General features: G+C 45.5%; 23 protein-coding genes and 2 tRNA genes. 22 read left to right on the top strand and 3 right to left on the bottom strand.

Translation table 11 applies throughout. The features are described 5' to 3' along the window. Window positions 1–140: 140 nt before the first annotated feature. Both U868_RS0104595 and U868_RS0104590 read left to right on the top strand, forming a co-directional pair. Window positions 141–440: a hypothetical protein gene (locus U868_RS0104595; protein ID WP_025152261.1), complete on the top strand. Its 300-nt coding sequence runs from the start codon at window positions 141–143 to the stop codon at window positions 438–440. Window positions 441–824: 384 nt separating this feature from the next. After that, complete coding sequence (locus U868_RS0104590; protein WP_025152260.1) at window positions 825–1,130, top strand: hypothetical protein; 306 nt, start codon at window positions 825–827, stop codon at window positions 1,128–1,130. A 39-nt stretch (window positions 1,131–1,169) separates the two neighbouring features. Here the strand turns inward: U868_RS0104590 and U868_RS0104585 are convergent, their stop codons facing one another. Next, the gene (locus tag U868_RS0104585; protein WP_162817207.1) at window positions 1,170–1,433 is read right to left on the bottom strand and encodes a hypothetical protein; all 264 of its coding nucleotides are present in this window, start codon (window positions 1,431–1,433) and stop codon (window positions 1,170–1,172) included. Window positions 1,434–1,774: 341 nt separating this feature from the next. Here U868_RS0104585 and U868_RS0104575 point away from each other — a divergent pair, with 341 nt between their 5' ends. From U868_RS0104575 to U868_RS0104485, 18 genes are all read left to right on the top strand, one after another. Next, a complete protein-coding gene (locus U868_RS0104575; RefSeq protein WP_025152257.1) occupies window positions 1,775–1,984 on the top strand; it encodes a hypothetical protein in 210 nt (69 codons plus the stop codon). Between the two features lies 1 nt (window position 1,985). After that, window positions 1,986–2,249 (top strand): hypothetical protein, encoded by a 264-nt coding sequence (locus tag U868_RS0104570; protein WP_025152256.1) that lies wholly within the window; start codon window positions 1,986–1,988, stop codon window positions 2,247–2,249. Between the two features lie 57 nt (window positions 2,250–2,306). Beyond that, window positions 2,307–2,606, top strand: coding sequence for a hypothetical protein (locus tag U868_RS25245; RefSeq protein ID WP_051583015.1), 300 nt, complete (start codon window positions 2,307–2,309; stop codon window positions 2,604–2,606). Beyond that, the gene (locus tag U868_RS23405) at window positions 2,561–3,247 is read left to right on the top strand and encodes a cell envelope integrity protein TolA (RefSeq protein ID WP_051583014.1); all 687 of its coding nucleotides are present in this window, start codon (window positions 2,561–2,563) and stop codon (window positions 3,245–3,247) included. The genes U868_RS25245 and U868_RS23405 overlap by 46 nt, the downstream gene beginning before the upstream one ends. Window positions 3,248–3,287: 40 nt before the next feature. After that, window positions 3,288–3,419, top strand: a complete 132-nt coding sequence (locus U868_RS26120; RefSeq protein ID WP_263974379.1) for a hypothetical protein — start codon at window positions 3,288–3,290, stop codon at window positions 3,417–3,419. 9 nt (window positions 3,420–3,428) lie between these two features. After that, window positions 3,429–3,692, top strand: coding sequence for a hypothetical protein (locus U868_RS0104555; RefSeq protein WP_025152255.1), 264 nt, complete (start codon window positions 3,429–3,431; stop codon window positions 3,690–3,692). Then, window positions 3,689–3,925: a hypothetical protein gene (locus tag U868_RS0104550; protein WP_025152254.1), complete on the top strand. Its 237-nt coding sequence runs from the start codon at window positions 3,689–3,691 to the stop codon at window positions 3,923–3,925. The genes U868_RS0104555 and U868_RS0104550 overlap by 4 nt, the downstream gene beginning before the upstream one ends. Continuing rightward, window positions 3,897–4,721 carry a PD-(D/E)XK nuclease-like domain-containing protein gene (locus U868_RS0104545; RefSeq protein ID WP_025152253.1) on the top strand — a complete coding sequence of 275 codons (825 nt, stop codon included), beginning with the start codon at window positions 3,897–3,899 and terminating at the stop codon, window positions 4,719–4,721. Before U868_RS0104550 ends, U868_RS0104545 begins: the two co-directional genes overlap by 29 nt. Then, window positions 4,721–5,275 carry a hypothetical protein gene (locus U868_RS0104540; RefSeq protein WP_025152252.1) on the top strand — a complete coding sequence of 185 codons (555 nt, stop codon included), beginning with the start codon at window positions 4,721–4,723 and terminating at the stop codon, window positions 5,273–5,275. The genes U868_RS0104545 and U868_RS0104540 overlap by 1 nt, the downstream gene beginning before the upstream one ends. A gap of 3 nt (window positions 5,276–5,278) precedes the next feature. Continuing rightward, on the top strand, window positions 5,279–5,539 hold the full coding sequence (locus U868_RS0104535) for a hypothetical protein (RefSeq protein ID WP_025152251.1): 261 nt from the start codon (window positions 5,279–5,281) through the stop codon (window positions 5,537–5,539). A gap of 54 nt (window positions 5,540–5,593) precedes the next feature. Further along, the gene (locus tag U868_RS0104530; protein ID WP_025152250.1) at window positions 5,594–5,776 is read left to right on the top strand and encodes a hypothetical protein; all 183 of its coding nucleotides are present in this window, start codon (window positions 5,594–5,596) and stop codon (window positions 5,774–5,776) included. Between the two features lie 25 nt (window positions 5,777–5,801). Beyond that, on the top strand, window positions 5,802–6,074 hold the full coding sequence (locus U868_RS0104525) for a hypothetical protein (RefSeq protein WP_025152249.1): 273 nt from the start codon (window positions 5,802–5,804) through the stop codon (window positions 6,072–6,074). A gap of 83 nt (window positions 6,075–6,157) precedes the next feature. Then, window positions 6,158–6,721: a hypothetical protein gene (locus U868_RS0104520; RefSeq protein ID WP_025152248.1), complete on the top strand. Its 564-nt coding sequence runs from the start codon at window positions 6,158–6,160 to the stop codon at window positions 6,719–6,721. Between the two features lie 51 nt (window positions 6,722–6,772). Continuing rightward, window positions 6,773–6,925: a hypothetical protein gene (locus U868_RS25675; RefSeq protein ID WP_205275477.1), complete on the top strand. Its 153-nt coding sequence runs from the start codon at window positions 6,773–6,775 to the stop codon at window positions 6,923–6,925. Next, window positions 6,922–7,146 carry a hypothetical protein gene (locus U868_RS0104510; RefSeq protein WP_025152247.1) on the top strand — a complete coding sequence of 75 codons (225 nt, stop codon included), beginning with the start codon at window positions 6,922–6,924 and terminating at the stop codon, window positions 7,144–7,146. The genes U868_RS25675 and U868_RS0104510 overlap by 4 nt, the downstream gene beginning before the upstream one ends. A gap of 226 nt (window positions 7,147–7,372) precedes the next feature. Beyond that, complete coding sequence (locus tag U868_RS0104500; protein WP_025152245.1) at window positions 7,373–7,690, top strand: phage protein NinX family protein; 318 nt, start codon at window positions 7,373–7,375, stop codon at window positions 7,688–7,690. After that, window positions 7,687–7,953 (top strand): DUF5405 family protein, encoded by a 267-nt coding sequence (locus U868_RS0104495; RefSeq protein WP_025152244.1) that lies wholly within the window; start codon window positions 7,687–7,689, stop codon window positions 7,951–7,953. The genes U868_RS0104500 and U868_RS0104495 overlap by 4 nt, the downstream gene beginning before the upstream one ends. 497 nt (window positions 7,954–8,450) lie before the next feature. Beyond that, on the top strand, window positions 8,451–9,602 hold the full coding sequence (locus U868_RS0104485) for a tyrosine-type recombinase/integrase (RefSeq protein WP_025152242.1): 1,152 nt from the start codon (window positions 8,451–8,453) through the stop codon (window positions 9,600–9,602). Window positions 9,603–9,640: 38 nt separating this feature from the next. Here U868_RS0104485 and U868_RS0104480 read toward each other — a convergent pair. Both U868_RS0104480 and U868_RS0104475 read right to left on the bottom strand, forming a co-directional pair. Then, window positions 9,641–9,716, bottom strand: a tRNA-Thr gene (locus U868_RS0104480). A gap of 5 nt (window positions 9,717–9,721) precedes the next feature. Beyond that, window positions 9,722–9,809, bottom strand: a tRNA-Ser gene (locus U868_RS0104475). A 207-nt stretch (window positions 9,810–10,016) separates the two neighbouring features. On the opposite strand from U868_RS0104475, the gene rcsD reads away from it, so the two are divergent. Beyond that, complete coding sequence (gene rcsD / locus U868_RS0104470) at window positions 10,017–12,731, top strand: phosphotransferase RcsD (protein WP_025152241.1); 2,715 nt, start codon at window positions 10,017–10,019, stop codon at window positions 12,729–12,731. Continuing rightward, on the top strand, window positions 12,724–13,374 hold the full coding sequence (gene rcsB / locus U868_RS0104465) for a response regulator transcription factor RcsB (protein ID WP_004236763.1): 651 nt from the start codon (window positions 12,724–12,726) through the stop codon (window positions 13,372–13,374). Before rcsD ends, rcsB begins: the two co-directional genes overlap by 8 nt. Window positions 13,375–13,426 lie beyond the last annotated feature (52 nt).

Genomic DNA, 13,426 nt, shown 5'->3' with positions numbered 1-13,426 from the left:
TTTATTAAACCACTACACTGCTGATACGTGTGGTTCACCAGTACGGCATAGCGGAACGCTCAGAATAAATTTTCAGAGCAACCACTGAGTGGTTTTTGGTGAGATTTATGTTTCAACCAAAGATCACTTAGGAGGCAGATATGACAGTAATCACTTTTCTACCGGCAAAAGAAAACTCGAAGACCCGCAGATTAAGAAAGCAAAGTGAGTTTTTAGCGCGGAAGATATCCAGAAGAGAGATGCAAAAACAAAGCCGCTCAGTGGAGGAGATTTTTGATTCAGTATTTGCGCCAGCGAAAGAAGAACGTCCGGTGCTGACACTGAAACCAACACAGTATTACCCGTCCGGTGATAACTGCTGCTTACCTAAAGTGGCAATTTTCAGCGGAGTTAAGACTAGGCAGCCGAAAGGTGATTTCGGGATTACAGTGCGAGCATGACCTGATGGGTTGTGTGAGCGCAGAGATTTTTATGTACCAACACCAGAACAGGCGCTAAATCGGTCGCATCTTTATGAAAAGCACCGTCAGTACCGGAGGATTTATGTAGAAAGCAAAACGGGAAGACCGCAGTTGCATAGCGACAATGGTTAGGTAGTGACTACCCCCTGAGTAGCCGGATGGCTAGCCTGTGTAGCGACGGGTCAAGGTTTAGATTACAAGTAGCTCTGGTAAAGCAGCGGGAACGCCAAGCCTGCACCAGTTATTAGCGGCCAAAAGGCGACAGGAACTCAAGGGCATGAGCGAGGCCACTGCGAGAGTGTGGTGCTTCACCCAAGCGCCTTCACGATGGCGTTAGGTTGAATAAAACAGGAGATGCCAACCATGTTAGACCACGGAATATTAAATGTACCGCTGAGCAAGCGCGGGAACATTGATTCAGAAATAGACCGTTACAAAAAGCAGCAGGCAGCAGAAAAATCAGACGCAATAGCGGTTCGTAACTCAGATTTCAGGCCTGACAAAGAACACGCTAAAGCACTGTGGGCGCAGGTTAACCGCGACCTAATTAAGGATCACGCAAAGCAGCGCGGCATGAGGTTCAGCGAACTCCGCGACACACTTGACGGATATGTGAAATGGAGTCCAAAAAAAGCGATTCAGGTTCTTCCGATGTTTATTGAAGCATGACAGCCCGGAAGGACGGGCATCCAGTCAGTAATCTGAAATCTATATTTTTTGCTTCAGGATGGAATAGTAACAGTCTGATATCTTAATTAGATTAACTCCGGGACGGAAGGAGGATTCAACAACTTCCAAAACACCCTTATCAATCAAACGCTTTGCTGCTTTTTTATAAATCCTAATTTTCCTTTTTTTGTATTTTCCATTAAGAAAATATATCAGCAATGCACGTTCTTCATCGTCGAAATTTTTTATTACTTTGGGGGCTTTTATGAATCGAAAAATTATTTTTTTAATTAGCTCACTCATTAGCTCTCCATAATTCATTGAATATACAAATAATATTTTAGCATAAATCAACTTGCGATTTTGCTGAAATTTTAACTTTTCTTGCAATCCGGGGATAACTATTCGGACATCACGTAGCACAGGGAAGTGCATAGGAGGAAGTATGCATAAATGCCAATATTGCGGATATATGTTTGAAGATAACGATATGCAACGAATATCCCTGAATATGGTCGGCAGGCCTTACGGCATCTGCAAATCATGCGGAGACAAGTATAAGAAGAAAGGCATGTGGGATAACGAAAAAAATGATATCAACTGGAAATTAGTTCCACATATCGATGAGAGTTAAGGGAGGAAGTATGACAGATAAAACAGGTGGAGCGGCTTTCCCTGCAAGTGGACATCCAGATACGCAGTTTGTAGCGCAGGAAGGTATGACGTTACGAGACTATTTCGCTGCCAAATTTATGCAAGCTGCCAAATCTAACCCTAACTGTGGATATGACTGGGACGATTTGGCTCATGATGCATATGAAATGGCAGACGCAATGTTAAAGGCTAGGGGGTGATATGGAATTTAAGGGTACACCGGGGCCGTGGTACACAAGCAATGAAGGTCGGTTACTGGTAAGGGATGAGGAATGGCAATGCGTTATTGCTGACGGTATCGGCTGTAATGGTGAAGAGGAAGAAGTGGCGAACGCCAGACTAATAGCGGCAGCGCCTGGTTTACTTGATGCGCTGATTAATTTGATTGAATACTGGAAGCTGGACGAAACTGCTGAAGCTTATGCGGCAATGCTAGCAATCAACAAAGCACTTAGCAGCGAATAGTCGCCCTGCTCTCTTTCACACAGAAGTAACCCACCCTATAAATAAACGGAGTTAATTATGGCAAACGAACTGGTCGTTATCGAACCAGCGACAGCGCTCGACCTTTTTACAGCGCCGGATAAGGTTCAGGTGCTGCTGTCTGGTATCCGGGAGAAAGCATTAGCAGAACAGGCATTACTCGATACTGATTTATCGAAAGCTAAGAATCGCGATGCTATTAAATCTCTAGCCTACAAAGTAACGCAGTCAAAAACATACATCGACAAAGCCGGAAAGGCTGTCGTTGATGAGCTGAAAGAGCTGCCGAAAAAGTGGATGCCAGTCGCAAGCAGTGCCGGGATGAACTCGACGCACTGAGCGAAGAAATCCGCCAGCCGGTAACAGCCTGGGAGGATGCAGAAAAGGCGCGTGTAGCAGCGGAAGAATTAGCTCGCCAAATTGAGCGTGACCACGAAGAAGCACTGCAGATGAATGAGCTGCACGACCTGCGTAAAGCTGAAGAAGAACGCAAACGCATTGAGCATGAAAACGAAATCAAGCGTCAGGCAGCAGAGCAGGCACGAATCGAAGCTGAACAGAAAGCACAGCGTGAGCGTGATGCGGTGGAGCTGAAAGCTAAACAGGAACGTGAGGCTGCGGAATTAAAAGCACGGCAGGAAGTCGAGGCGGCAGCTAAGCGCGAACGTGAGGCCAGAGAGGCGCAGGAACGCGCAGAACGTGAAAAGCAGGAGGCTATCGCGAAGGCTGAGCGTGAAAAGTTGGCTGCAGTTGAAGCGGAGCGGCGCAAGGCAGAGGAAGCCGAACGCGCACGACTGGCGGAGATTGAGCGCCAGAAGCAGGAAGAATTAAAGCGCCAGGCGAACAAAGAGCATCAGCGTAAATTTAACCGCGAAGCTTTACAGGCACTGACTGAAGCAGGATTTGACGATAAAACCGCAACAAAATTCCTTGAGTTGGTAATTAAAGGCGAAGTCCCGCACCTCTCAATGAACTACTAACCCACCCTATCCCACCTCGGGATATCAGCAGGTAAACAACATGGACATGCTTAAACAGCAGGAGCATCGCTACAAGCTTTGTAGTGAGAGTTTCGCACGTAAAAAATCAGGCTTAAAGCCGGTGTTAATTACATTTCTGGCGCTGACGGTTGTTCTGTTGTTCGCCAGATGAGGGGGATTTATGCAGAAACTGGAAGTATCCGGAGGGCAGACATCATCACGGACGGTTCTTGGTCGGAAAGTAACAACGCATGAAGGGTTCGATCACATTACCGGAAGCCTGAGTCAGCTCCTCGGTTCGTCAGCATGGAGCATGAACGAACTGGTCGAATACATGATTAACAACGAATACATGGACGACTTCACTGACGAGTTAATCAAAGCCGGACACGGAAGTTCTTTCTTCGCACGGATAGCGGAGAAGATGCGCAAGGAGGCAGCATGAACGCATACGCAGCACAGGATGCTCAGGAAAAGCGACGGCTGGAGCATGCAGCATGGCAGGATGCCGTGTCATGTGACTTTGAGGAATTCACACAGGACGTGATATTCGAAATCAGCACGGACACACTGGAATACCTCGGCACTGAAAGGGAAAACGAAATCAGGGAGGCAATAGACAAAGTTCTAAGAAAACGGAGTAAGCAGCATGGAAACGGGAATTCATTATGGGCTTAGTAACGAGGACTATCACAAGGATGAAGCGATAGGCTCCACATCAATAAAGGCGATCAGCGTCAGCCCTGCAAATCTGTATTTCAACCCATTTAAAGGAAGTAAATCGGCACAGATTGGCACAGCAATTCACGCAGCATTGCTGGAGCCGCAGGTATTTGAAAGGGATTTCATTTTGCTGCCAGACGTCAAGGATCGGCGCTCGGCAGAATACAAGGACGCATTAAAACTGACGGATGCTGAAAAGATACTGGTGAACGGTGAGGTTGAAACAATACAAAGGATGATTGAATCGGCCAGCCTGAACAACGATTTCACTGATTACATGGCAACACCTGGGCATTCTGAAATATCAATGTTCGCCACCTGCCCGGAAACAGGACTGAAATTAAAGTGCCGGTTTGACAGGATGTCAGACTCACACCCTTACCCACTAGATGTAAAAAGTTGCATGGACGCAACAGAACGCGGGTTCAGTCAGGCTTTCGGGAAATATCACTATCATGTGCAGGCTGCATTTTATTTGTACGTGCTGAAATTAGTCACAGGAAGAGACTTAAATCAGTTCTGCTTTTTCGCCATTCAGAATAAGCCGCCGTACACCAACTGCATGTATTACATCGGCGAGGACTCGCTGGAGCTGGGAAGAAAGGTAATGTTCGAATCTCTGCACACAATAAAACAGTGCATTGATGGCGACATACCGAAAACCGAAGGAATGGTTTTGCCATCCAGCGAAATAAACGTGCCCTCTTATCTTTTCGATGATGAATATCTTGATGACGAGGTATATCTCTAATGGATTTATCAAAAACAATTATCCCGAAATCGGATCAGCTTAATTTCGATGATGTCAGAAACCAGTCAATAACGGCAGTAATTAAATCTGTGCGCGAAGGCTCAAAAGACCAGCCTGTATTTATTGACCTTGTTGGGTATGACGGAAGGCCGTACAAACCATCGAAATCAATGCGGCGTGTTCTTATTGGCGCGTGGGGTAATAACGGTCACGCATGGGTGGGAAGGTCTCTGAAACTTATCGGTGACCCATCAGTGACATATGGAGGTGTTAAGGTTGGTGGCATCAAAATTAACGCCATGAGCGATATTGACGGCGAGTTATCCATGATGCTTACCGTGTCCCGGGGGAAGCGCGTTGAATACCGAGTTAGTCGGCTGGTAACGAACAGTATGATGCTTGCAGACTTCACAGCCAAGGTCGGCGAAATGGAACCTGAGAAATTCGAAAATTCATACCAGTGGCTGAAAAATAAATTTACTGGTGACGCAGAAAACACGGAAAAGTTAGATGTCGTGTACCAGAGCCATAAGGCCGATATGCAGGGGCAGTAAAACATGGGTGATATAGACGATATATTCCGCGCAATGCGTGAGAATGCCAAAGAACGGAAGCAACAGAGATTAAAAGAAAATGCAGGGAGGTTATCAGGGATTGATATTCCGTTTGCTCAGGACAAAAGCGGAACAATTCATTTTTCAACACCAGCCGGAAAAGTTCTGTTTTACCCCACCACAAACAAAATTCAGCACAAGAAAAAGGTCACGCGCGGCAATCTGGAAAAGGCTGTCGCACTGGCTAAAAGTCTTGGTGCGTAACCCCACCGTTTCAGGATGAAGCGTAATGCAGGGATGCTGAGATAAGGATCAATTATGACTATCGAACAGTTACAAAAAGAAAACGAAAAGCTGAAAGAGGTTTTATTTGCAGGCGCTTTCGTTATGAAAAAAGCAGTTCACAAATATGACTTTGGTATTGGTATGGAAGAACAAGCCAACGACTTTATTAAACATGCCGAACGGTTGACCAAAAAGAAAATGCCGAAGTTCGTGTAGGGATGCTGATAACAGAGGAATGAATATGCCGCGACCAATCGACTTAATAGCTGATATCACGGATGAGTATATCGGCAAGCATTTTGAAGGAACGAACTACGGCCACACTAATTATCGGGACATCGTTGGCAAGGGGTGTCTGAGCGCTATGGCCGGTTATCACAACGGATATACCACGCAGTGCATATTGATAAGCATGGGACTGACCACGGAGAAATTACGACTGACTAAGCGCGGCCGTGAATTTCTGTTCTGGCATTTTAACTATCACCCGGTTAATGGGCGAAAAATTGATTAGCCAGATGCCACAATAGTGACGCACAAGGATGTGTTTAGTCACTGATACAGGTACAATGTGCCGTCTTTTTATAAGGGGGTGTTATGTCTGATTTTTTAACTGTAGTTAAAGATAATGCGTTGGCAATAACAACATTGGTCGGTGTATTCACCATTATAGGCGCTGGTCTTGGTTTTTGGCTTAATTTTCGCCTTTCAAGAAAAAAACTAGAATCAGATAAAAAAGCTCTGCGCCAGCAAATGATAACTAATAATATAGCTCCAATGAGACAAGAATGGATCAATGATTTAAGGTCGAAAGTGGCTACATATATATCTTCAACAAAATATGTTTTGAATTTTAAACATCGTAATGCACCAAGTACATTTAATGATGATAACCCTATGTATCTTTATTTCAGAGAAATGGCAAGAGTATCAGATGAAGCACAACAATACATCGACCTCGTCTTGCCAGAAAATGCAAACAATAAAGACCCTGAAGCAGATGAAATAAGGTTTATAATGGGGGAGGTTGATGAGCTATTATCCACTGATAGCTATGAATATGTTGACGTGATTATACTGTTAGACCGGTGTGCTCAGGAAACAAAAACACTACTCAAAAAAGAATGGGAAGTAACAAAATCACTTAAAGAGATAGAATAATACCCACCCTGCACCGGCAGGGTTTTTTATACCCAAAATTAAGAGCTAACCATGACAATCGGATTTGTATTACTACTGGTAATACACGGCTCTGCTGTGCCTGTTACCGATGATATTTATACGCTCGAAGAATGTGAGAGCCGCGCAGTGCAGGTAATGGCTGTGCGGGATGTTGAATTAGTGTGTGCGGAGGTGGTGAAATGAAAGTTAGATTATTGAACAATGGTGGATACAACTCACTGGAGACTGTGGAGTTCCCTGTCATTGTTGATGGGTTTTATTATGATGATGTAAAGCACTGTATTGGCGTTAGAGGTGATGAGTTACTGTCAATAGGTGGTGATTCATCATGCATTTTCTCAAAAGATGACCTTTCTTTTTTATTGGGAGAAGAATGCGAGGTGGTCAATGAACAAATATCGTGACAAATCAGACCTTGAGATTAATGGCGGGTAACATGCGTGTCCATAAAATAAAGAATAACTCTCACATCAATAAGTATATTGAAGATAATGGATGCCTTTTTGTTAGCAAGTATAGGGATTCACATACCAAAGCAAGGAAGCTAGCGAGGAAAATGGCATCGGAAGGCATCATTAAAATGGAAGAGGTCAGTGGTGGGTTTATTTACAGAAAACGAGAGGTAATAAAATGATGCGGTACAAAGAAGTGACCGATTACGAAATTAATAAAACCGTAGCGAAATATCTAAAATTAAACACAATCGCATATGACCGCACGGAAATCGTTTTATTCGATGATATGGACGCAACACCATTCGACCCATGCAACAACCCAGCGGACGCAATGCCGATTGTTATTGAGAATGGCATCAGCATGGTTCGAGTAAATAACGAGTGGTCAGCGCGTCAATTTAACAGTTACTGCATCGAAGTTAATGATAGTAACTATTATCGCGCCGCTATGGAAGTATTCCTGATGATGAAAGAGGCGGAGAATGAAAAATGAATATTAAATTAGGGCAGTACGTTATTACATCAGACCCACACCAGTTAATCCTCAGTGAAATTAAAATAGCAAAAGAAGGAAAGAATGCCGGACAGGAATTTACGGCGACCATTGGCTATTACCCAAAACTGGAGCAGCTGATTAAAAAGATAATCACCATTGAAGTGCGCAAGGATGATATTCAGTCTCTTCAGGACATGGCTGACAAAATCGACGAACTGAGCGCCACCCTCTCCCGTCAAATCCGGGAAGCACAAATCTGAGGTGACCAATGACACCACAGGAAGAAGAGAACGGACGCAGACGAATAGCAAGGGAATGCCTGAAGGAATTAATGCAGTTCACATCTGACGAACAACACACCGCAATACTCGACAAATACACACCGAAATTTAAACCACTTAATCACCTGCGCTTTCCGGCAAAGAGAGTGCTCGGGTATTACGTGCGTACGTTACAGAAGGAGATGAAGGATGGAGGTTGCAACTAAACCGACTTTAGCCAGAGCCAGCTCGCTGACTTTATGCCGGCCGGCGGTAGACTCCTACCCGATGGATAGCCGTGAAGCATGTGCCTTCATGGGGATATCTTACCCTACCCTGAAAAAATGGATTGATGCCGGAAGATTGTCAGGCGCGAGAAAAGACCCTCTTAAGCCTAAATCGCCGTGGCAGTTCACCAGGGCAAATTGCATTGCAGCCATCAACTACAAAATGCACAATACGCCTGAAAGCGTGATTAGTGCGGAAGAGGAAAGGACATGTCAATCTTCCGGAGAGGTGAGACCTGGTACGCCAGTTACTCGCACAATGGTAAAAGAATTAAGGAGTCGCTTGGTACAACGGACAAAAAGCAAGCGCAGGAGTTGCACGATAAACGAAAGGCCGAGCTGTGGCGTGTAAGCGCGCTGGGTGAAACCCCAAAGGTTACTTTTGAGGTTGCCTGCATGCGGTGGCTTGAGGAAAAATCAGGCAAAAAATCACTTGATGATGATAAGACCAAGATCCTGTTCTGGCTTGACCACTTTGAAGGGATGCACCTAGCAGATATTGATGAAATTAAAATCTATGATGCTGTCAGCAAGCTGAAAAATCAGAAGCAGGAAGAAAACTGGGAAAAGCATGTTGCCGGCAGGAAGCGACGCGCTGTCAGTAAGAAATCAGAATCTGTTTCTGTGGCAACCAAAGCGGCCTACCTGGCTTTCATAAAGTCACTGCTGCGCGCCGCCGAACGCGACTGGAAGTATCTCGATAAAGCTCCGAATATCAGGGTGCCGAAACCGAAGAATAACCGGATCCGCTGGCTCGAGCCGTGGGAAGCGAAACGACTGGTCGATGAATGCAGTGAGCCGCTTAAATCTGTCGTGACATTTGCTCTGGCTACCGGCCTGCGGCGTTCCAATATTGTTAATCTGGAATGGTCGCAAATAGATATGCCGAGAAAAGTAGCGTGGATTCACCCTGATCAGACAAAATCAGGAAAAGCGCTGGGTATTGCTCTTAACGATACTGCGTGTCGCGTACTTCGTGAGCAAATAGGCAATCACACAAAGTATGTTTTTGTACATACGAAGGCCAAAAACAGATCTGACGGCTCAATGACTCCGGTTGTCAGAAAAATGCGCGTTGACGGTAACACCGCGTTCAGGACTGCACTAAAACGTGCCGGCATAGATAACTTCCGGTTTCACGATCTTCGCCACACATGGGCGAGTTGGTTAATTCAGGCTGGGGTACCACTATCTGTATTGCAGGAAATGGGAGGATGGGAATCGATAGAGATGGTACGCAGGTATGCTCACCTGGCACCGAGTCATCTGAGTCAGCACGCGCAGCAAATAGATGCTGTTTTTGGCAATGATGTCCCAAATATGTCCCACCCCACCCTGAGTGTGGTTGGTGAGCACAAATGAAAAACCCGCTATATCTGTGAAATATAACGGGTTTAATATGGTGCCGGCTACCGGAGTCGAACTGGTGACCTACTGATTACAAGTCAGTTGCTCTACCAACTGAGCTAAGCCGGCTAATTTGGCGGAAGGATAGAGATTCGAACTCTAGGACGGTCTCCCGTCGGCGGTTTTCAAGACCGCTGCCTTAAGCCACTCGGCCATCCTTCCATGGGGCGCGATTATGCTGAAAAATGAGGAACCTGTCTACCCCTATATGCAAAAAAAAATGATTTTTTTGTCTGCCTGCTCAACATTCACGCACCGTACCGGCCTGAGGGCGGAAGACAGCTGTTATTGTGACAGGAATTAGTATGATAGAATTAATTCCCGGTGAATTTACAGTCAAGTACTTACTATAAGGTTGCAACGGAACATATGTACAGACAGTCACATTCCAGGCCTTATGCGATACCCGGCTTTTATGCATCATTTATTTCGTTATTAGTCTTATCTCTCTTTTTATACGGATATAACTATTACGATGCCTGGCTGGGAAGCAAGAAAGGCGCACTCTACAGTTTCAGCAGCCGGATAGAACATCAGGTTGAAACGTACCGCTATCAGTCCGCTGAGCTGTTCCGGCTCGCCAATACCACGGATACTGATAAACGGCCCGAGCTCGTTCCCCCGCATAAGATCCTGAATGATATTTACTGGATTGACAGCCGTGTACCGGTGGTGGATGCCATTTTATTCGGTCAGACCAATGATGAGACGTACGCCATTGCACGGCGTTTTTCGGATTATCTGACCATTCTGTGGGGCGGCGAGAATCAGTTTAACTCCATGTATTACCTTAACGGTCTGGATAACAGTCTGCTGCTGGTCACATCCCACTCCGCCCTGCGCCCGGAACTGCGCTATCGTGAAAGCCAGCTGACGCTGGGAGCCGATGAAAAACGGGCAGAAATGCTGGCGGATTCCACCGCGCTGGATGAACGGGAGACACTCTCCTCTTTTACCAAGATGCCGTCGGAATCAACGTATTACTATACCTACCGCGCAATGTTCAATAACCCCGGTCAGCTGACCAGCGTGGTAGCGTTTGATTTACCGGTGAATAACCTGGTACCGGACAATCTGGATCTGTCCAATCTGTCACTGATCCCGGCCGGGTCCCATACGCTCAGTAACCGCCCGAATGCGGTACAAATCAGTATTAACGGCCTGTCACTGAAACTCAGTTACCGTCTGCGTGAAATGCCGTATCAGGTGGTTTATCAGCTCTCGCTGCTGGCACTGGCCGAAGAAATGCTGTCGGCGAATATCTGGTTATTAATTTCTGCCTTCCTGTTCACTGTACTTTCTGTCGGCGGCCTCGTTTATATCCGCAAGCGATTTATTTCCCCGCTCAATACATTGGTCCGCCAGGCCAGAAACAGTGAGGCAATAACCAATGAGATTGTGGCTCAGGTTCCTGTCGGGCTGGCGATTTATGATTTTGCCGCCAATAAACGGCTGGTCGGTAATACGATTGCCACCCAGCTGCTGACCCTCAGTGACCTGAACAAAACCCGCGATATGGCCCGGGAGCATCAGGGCCGGATCCAGACCACAATTGATAATGTGGTCAATGAAGTCAGTATGAATCCGGTCCGCAATATGAATGATACGTATCTGATCCTGTTCCGGGATGTGGATCAGGAGGCACTGACCGCGCGCCGTCTGCAACTGTCTGACCGCGAGTATAAGAAAAGTATCAAAGCCCGTCAGTCGGTGTTATCGAATATCCGTTCCGAGCTGGTGGTGCCGGTCAAACAGCTTGGTAATGATCTGCATACACTGGCACCGTATGTCACCGATCCGGCCGGTGCTCAGCTGTTGGACAAAGTGGTGACAGAATCCGGTTATTTGTGTGAGTGGATTGAAAATATCATTCTGCTGGCTGACCTGGAAACCGATGACTGGAAGCCGACCAATGATGAATTCCTGTTGTCACAGATGGCTGAGGATATTGTTAAGCAATTCTCACGTCAGATAAATGACAAAGGTATTCCGCTTTATTTCCATAACGGAATTAACAAGCAGCTTAATTATATTGGTGACGGTCCTGTTATCAGTAAGATTTTTTTATTATTGCTGAATTATGCCGTCAGCAATTTAAGATACGGGAAATTAGTTATTCGCCTTAAGAATATATTCAAAGATGAACATAATAATATCAAATTTGAAATAATCGTCAGCGGTTCGGGTCTGCCGCAATCTGATCTTGTTAATCTGCATGATCCGTTTATGTTTCAGGTCGCGGATACCGAAGGTCGTCCGAACTCCGGTCTGGCATTCTATTTGTGTGATTTATTATGTAAGAAGCTGAAAGGTGAACTGAAAATAAATAGTAAACCGGATATCGGCACTCACTATAGCGTTGAGCTGCCGCTGCCTGCCACTGAGATGATCGGTGAACCGTCAGAGGTGCTGGAAGACACGCTGTTTAAGATCAATATCATTAATCCGAGCATTCGGGAAATAATTAACACAATTATAATTGAAAATGGCGGAATTTTATTTGATAAAAATCGCGCATTATTGCAAGATGAATATGACATCCTGATAACTGACTTTGATAAGAAAGCGAGAAAGCCAATACTCTTTTTACGAAATGACATTATTGAACATAAAATGATTACGCCTTCCCTGGTGGAGTGTAATTATAATTTCAATGATGAAATTCTGAATGCTATTACGCTGCTTATCGAACAAAGCTTAACTTCGGATGAGTTTGATGATAGATTCTTACCCGGGAATCCGGGTATTAATACAGCAGCGCTTTCCGTCGGGGAAGTTGTTGCATTATATAAAAATCAGCTGGCACAAAGTACGTATAAAGATTTATTTGCCACCACAGTACCTCCTGATATAAGTAAGATGTACACAGAAGCAGAATTAAGTGAATTGCAGCCACTGGCGCTGACAGTACATCGGGTCAAAGGGGTCTTTGCTGTACTCGACTTTGATTATCTGAAATCACGCTGTGAAGATATAGAACGCTGTATCGCTGACAAAAACAAAATGAAAGTGGATGAAGGTATCCGGGAAATTGATGCCATTGTCACTGAATTGCTGCAGCAAGGTAACCAAGAGTATGAATAACCTGAATGTTATTATCGCTGACGACCATCCTATTGTTCTGTTCGGGATAAAAAAGTCTCTGGAACAGCTGGAAACGGTTAATGTTGTTGGTGAATTTGAAGATTCCACTTCACTTATCAATAACTTAGCACGCCTGGATGCGGATGTTCTGATCACTGACCTCTCCATGCCGGGAGATAAATACGGTGATGGCATCACGCTTATCAAGTATATCAAGCGCCATTATCCTGACCTGGCGATTATTGTGCTGACCATGAACAATAATCCGGCGATCCTCAGTGCCGTACTGGACCTCGATATCGAAGGGATCGTACTGAAGCAGGGGGCTCCTGCTGATCTGCCGAAAGCACTGGCCTCGTTACAGAAAGGAAAGAAATTCACGCCTGACAGCGTTTCCAAACTGCTGGAAAAAGTGAATGCCAACGGATACGGCGATAAACGCCTGTCTCCGAAAGAGAGTGAGGTTCTGCGTCTGTTTGCCGAAGGGCATCTGGTCACTGAGATTGCGCGTAAACTGAACCGCAGTATCAAAACCATCAGCAGCCAGAAAAAATCCGCCATGCTGAAGCTGGGTGTGGATAACGATATCGCCCTGCTCAATTACCTTTCGTCTGTCACTATCGACAGCCACAGAGACGAGTAATCCGGACACGTTTTACAATACTGATACAAAACCGCCATTCATCTGAATGGCG

The sequence above is a fragment of the Morganella morganii H1r genome, assembly GCF_000633515.1.
Lineage (GTDB): Bacteria > Pseudomonadota > Gammaproteobacteria > Enterobacterales > Enterobacteriaceae > Morganella > Morganella morganii_B.
The sequence above is the reverse complement of the archived record's forward strand: the minus strand, read 5'-3'. Positions and strand labels throughout refer to the sequence as shown.

What these genes read in the sequence shown, in the direction of transcription:
- U868_RS0104595 (WP_025152261.1), top strand. Translation starts at nt 141, where the DNA reads ATGACAGTAATCACTTTTCTACCGGCAAAAGAAAACTCGAAGACCCGC.
- U868_RS0104590 (WP_025152260.1), top strand. Translation starts at nt 825, where the DNA reads ATGTTAGACCACGGAATATTAAATGTACCGCTGAGCAAGCGCGGGAAC.
- U868_RS0104585 (WP_162817207.1), bottom strand. Translation starts at nt 1,433, where the DNA reads ATGAGTGAGCTAATTAAAAAAATAATTTTTCGATTCATAAAAGCCCCC.
- U868_RS0104575 (WP_025152257.1), top strand. Translation starts at nt 1,775, where the DNA reads ATGACAGATAAAACAGGTGGAGCGGCTTTCCCTGCAAGTGGACATCCA.
- U868_RS0104570 (WP_025152256.1), top strand. Translation starts at nt 1,986, where the DNA reads ATGGAATTTAAGGGTACACCGGGGCCGTGGTACACAAGCAATGAAGGT.
- U868_RS25245 (WP_051583015.1), top strand. Translation starts at nt 2,307, where the DNA reads ATGGCAAACGAACTGGTCGTTATCGAACCAGCGACAGCGCTCGACCTT.
- U868_RS26120 (WP_263974379.1), top strand. Translation starts at nt 3,288, where the DNA reads ATGGACATGCTTAAACAGCAGGAGCATCGCTACAAGCTTTGTAGTGAG.
- U868_RS0104555 (WP_025152255.1), top strand. Translation starts at nt 3,429, where the DNA reads ATGCAGAAACTGGAAGTATCCGGAGGGCAGACATCATCACGGACGGTT.
- U868_RS0104550 (WP_025152254.1), top strand. Translation starts at nt 3,689, where the DNA reads ATGAACGCATACGCAGCACAGGATGCTCAGGAAAAGCGACGGCTGGAG.
- U868_RS0104545 (WP_025152253.1), top strand. Translation starts at nt 3,897, where the DNA reads ATGGAAACGGGAATTCATTATGGGCTTAGTAACGAGGACTATCACAAG.
- U868_RS0104540 (WP_025152252.1), top strand. Translation starts at nt 4,721, where the DNA reads ATGGATTTATCAAAAACAATTATCCCGAAATCGGATCAGCTTAATTTC.
- U868_RS0104535 (WP_025152251.1), top strand. Translation starts at nt 5,279, where the DNA reads ATGGGTGATATAGACGATATATTCCGCGCAATGCGTGAGAATGCCAAA.
- U868_RS0104530 (WP_025152250.1), top strand. Translation starts at nt 5,594, where the DNA reads ATGACTATCGAACAGTTACAAAAAGAAAACGAAAAGCTGAAAGAGGTT.
- U868_RS0104525 (WP_025152249.1), top strand. Translation starts at nt 5,802, where the DNA reads ATGCCGCGACCAATCGACTTAATAGCTGATATCACGGATGAGTATATC.
- U868_RS0104520 (WP_025152248.1), top strand. Translation starts at nt 6,158, where the DNA reads ATGTCTGATTTTTTAACTGTAGTTAAAGATAATGCGTTGGCAATAACA.
- U868_RS25675 (WP_205275477.1), top strand. Translation starts at nt 6,773, where the DNA reads ATGACAATCGGATTTGTATTACTACTGGTAATACACGGCTCTGCTGTG.
- U868_RS0104510 (WP_025152247.1), top strand. Translation starts at nt 6,922, where the DNA reads ATGAAAGTTAGATTATTGAACAATGGTGGATACAACTCACTGGAGACT.
- U868_RS0104500 (WP_025152245.1), top strand. Translation starts at nt 7,373, where the DNA reads ATGATGCGGTACAAAGAAGTGACCGATTACGAAATTAATAAAACCGTA.
- U868_RS0104495 (WP_025152244.1), top strand. Translation starts at nt 7,687, where the DNA reads ATGAATATTAAATTAGGGCAGTACGTTATTACATCAGACCCACACCAG.
- U868_RS0104485 (WP_025152242.1), top strand. Translation starts at nt 8,451, where the DNA reads ATGTCAATCTTCCGGAGAGGTGAGACCTGGTACGCCAGTTACTCGCAC.
- rcsD (WP_025152241.1), top strand. Translation starts at nt 10,017, where the DNA reads ATGTACAGACAGTCACATTCCAGGCCTTATGCGATACCCGGCTTTTAT.
- rcsB (WP_004236763.1), top strand. Translation starts at nt 12,724, where the DNA reads ATGAATAACCTGAATGTTATTATCGCTGACGACCATCCTATTGTTCTG.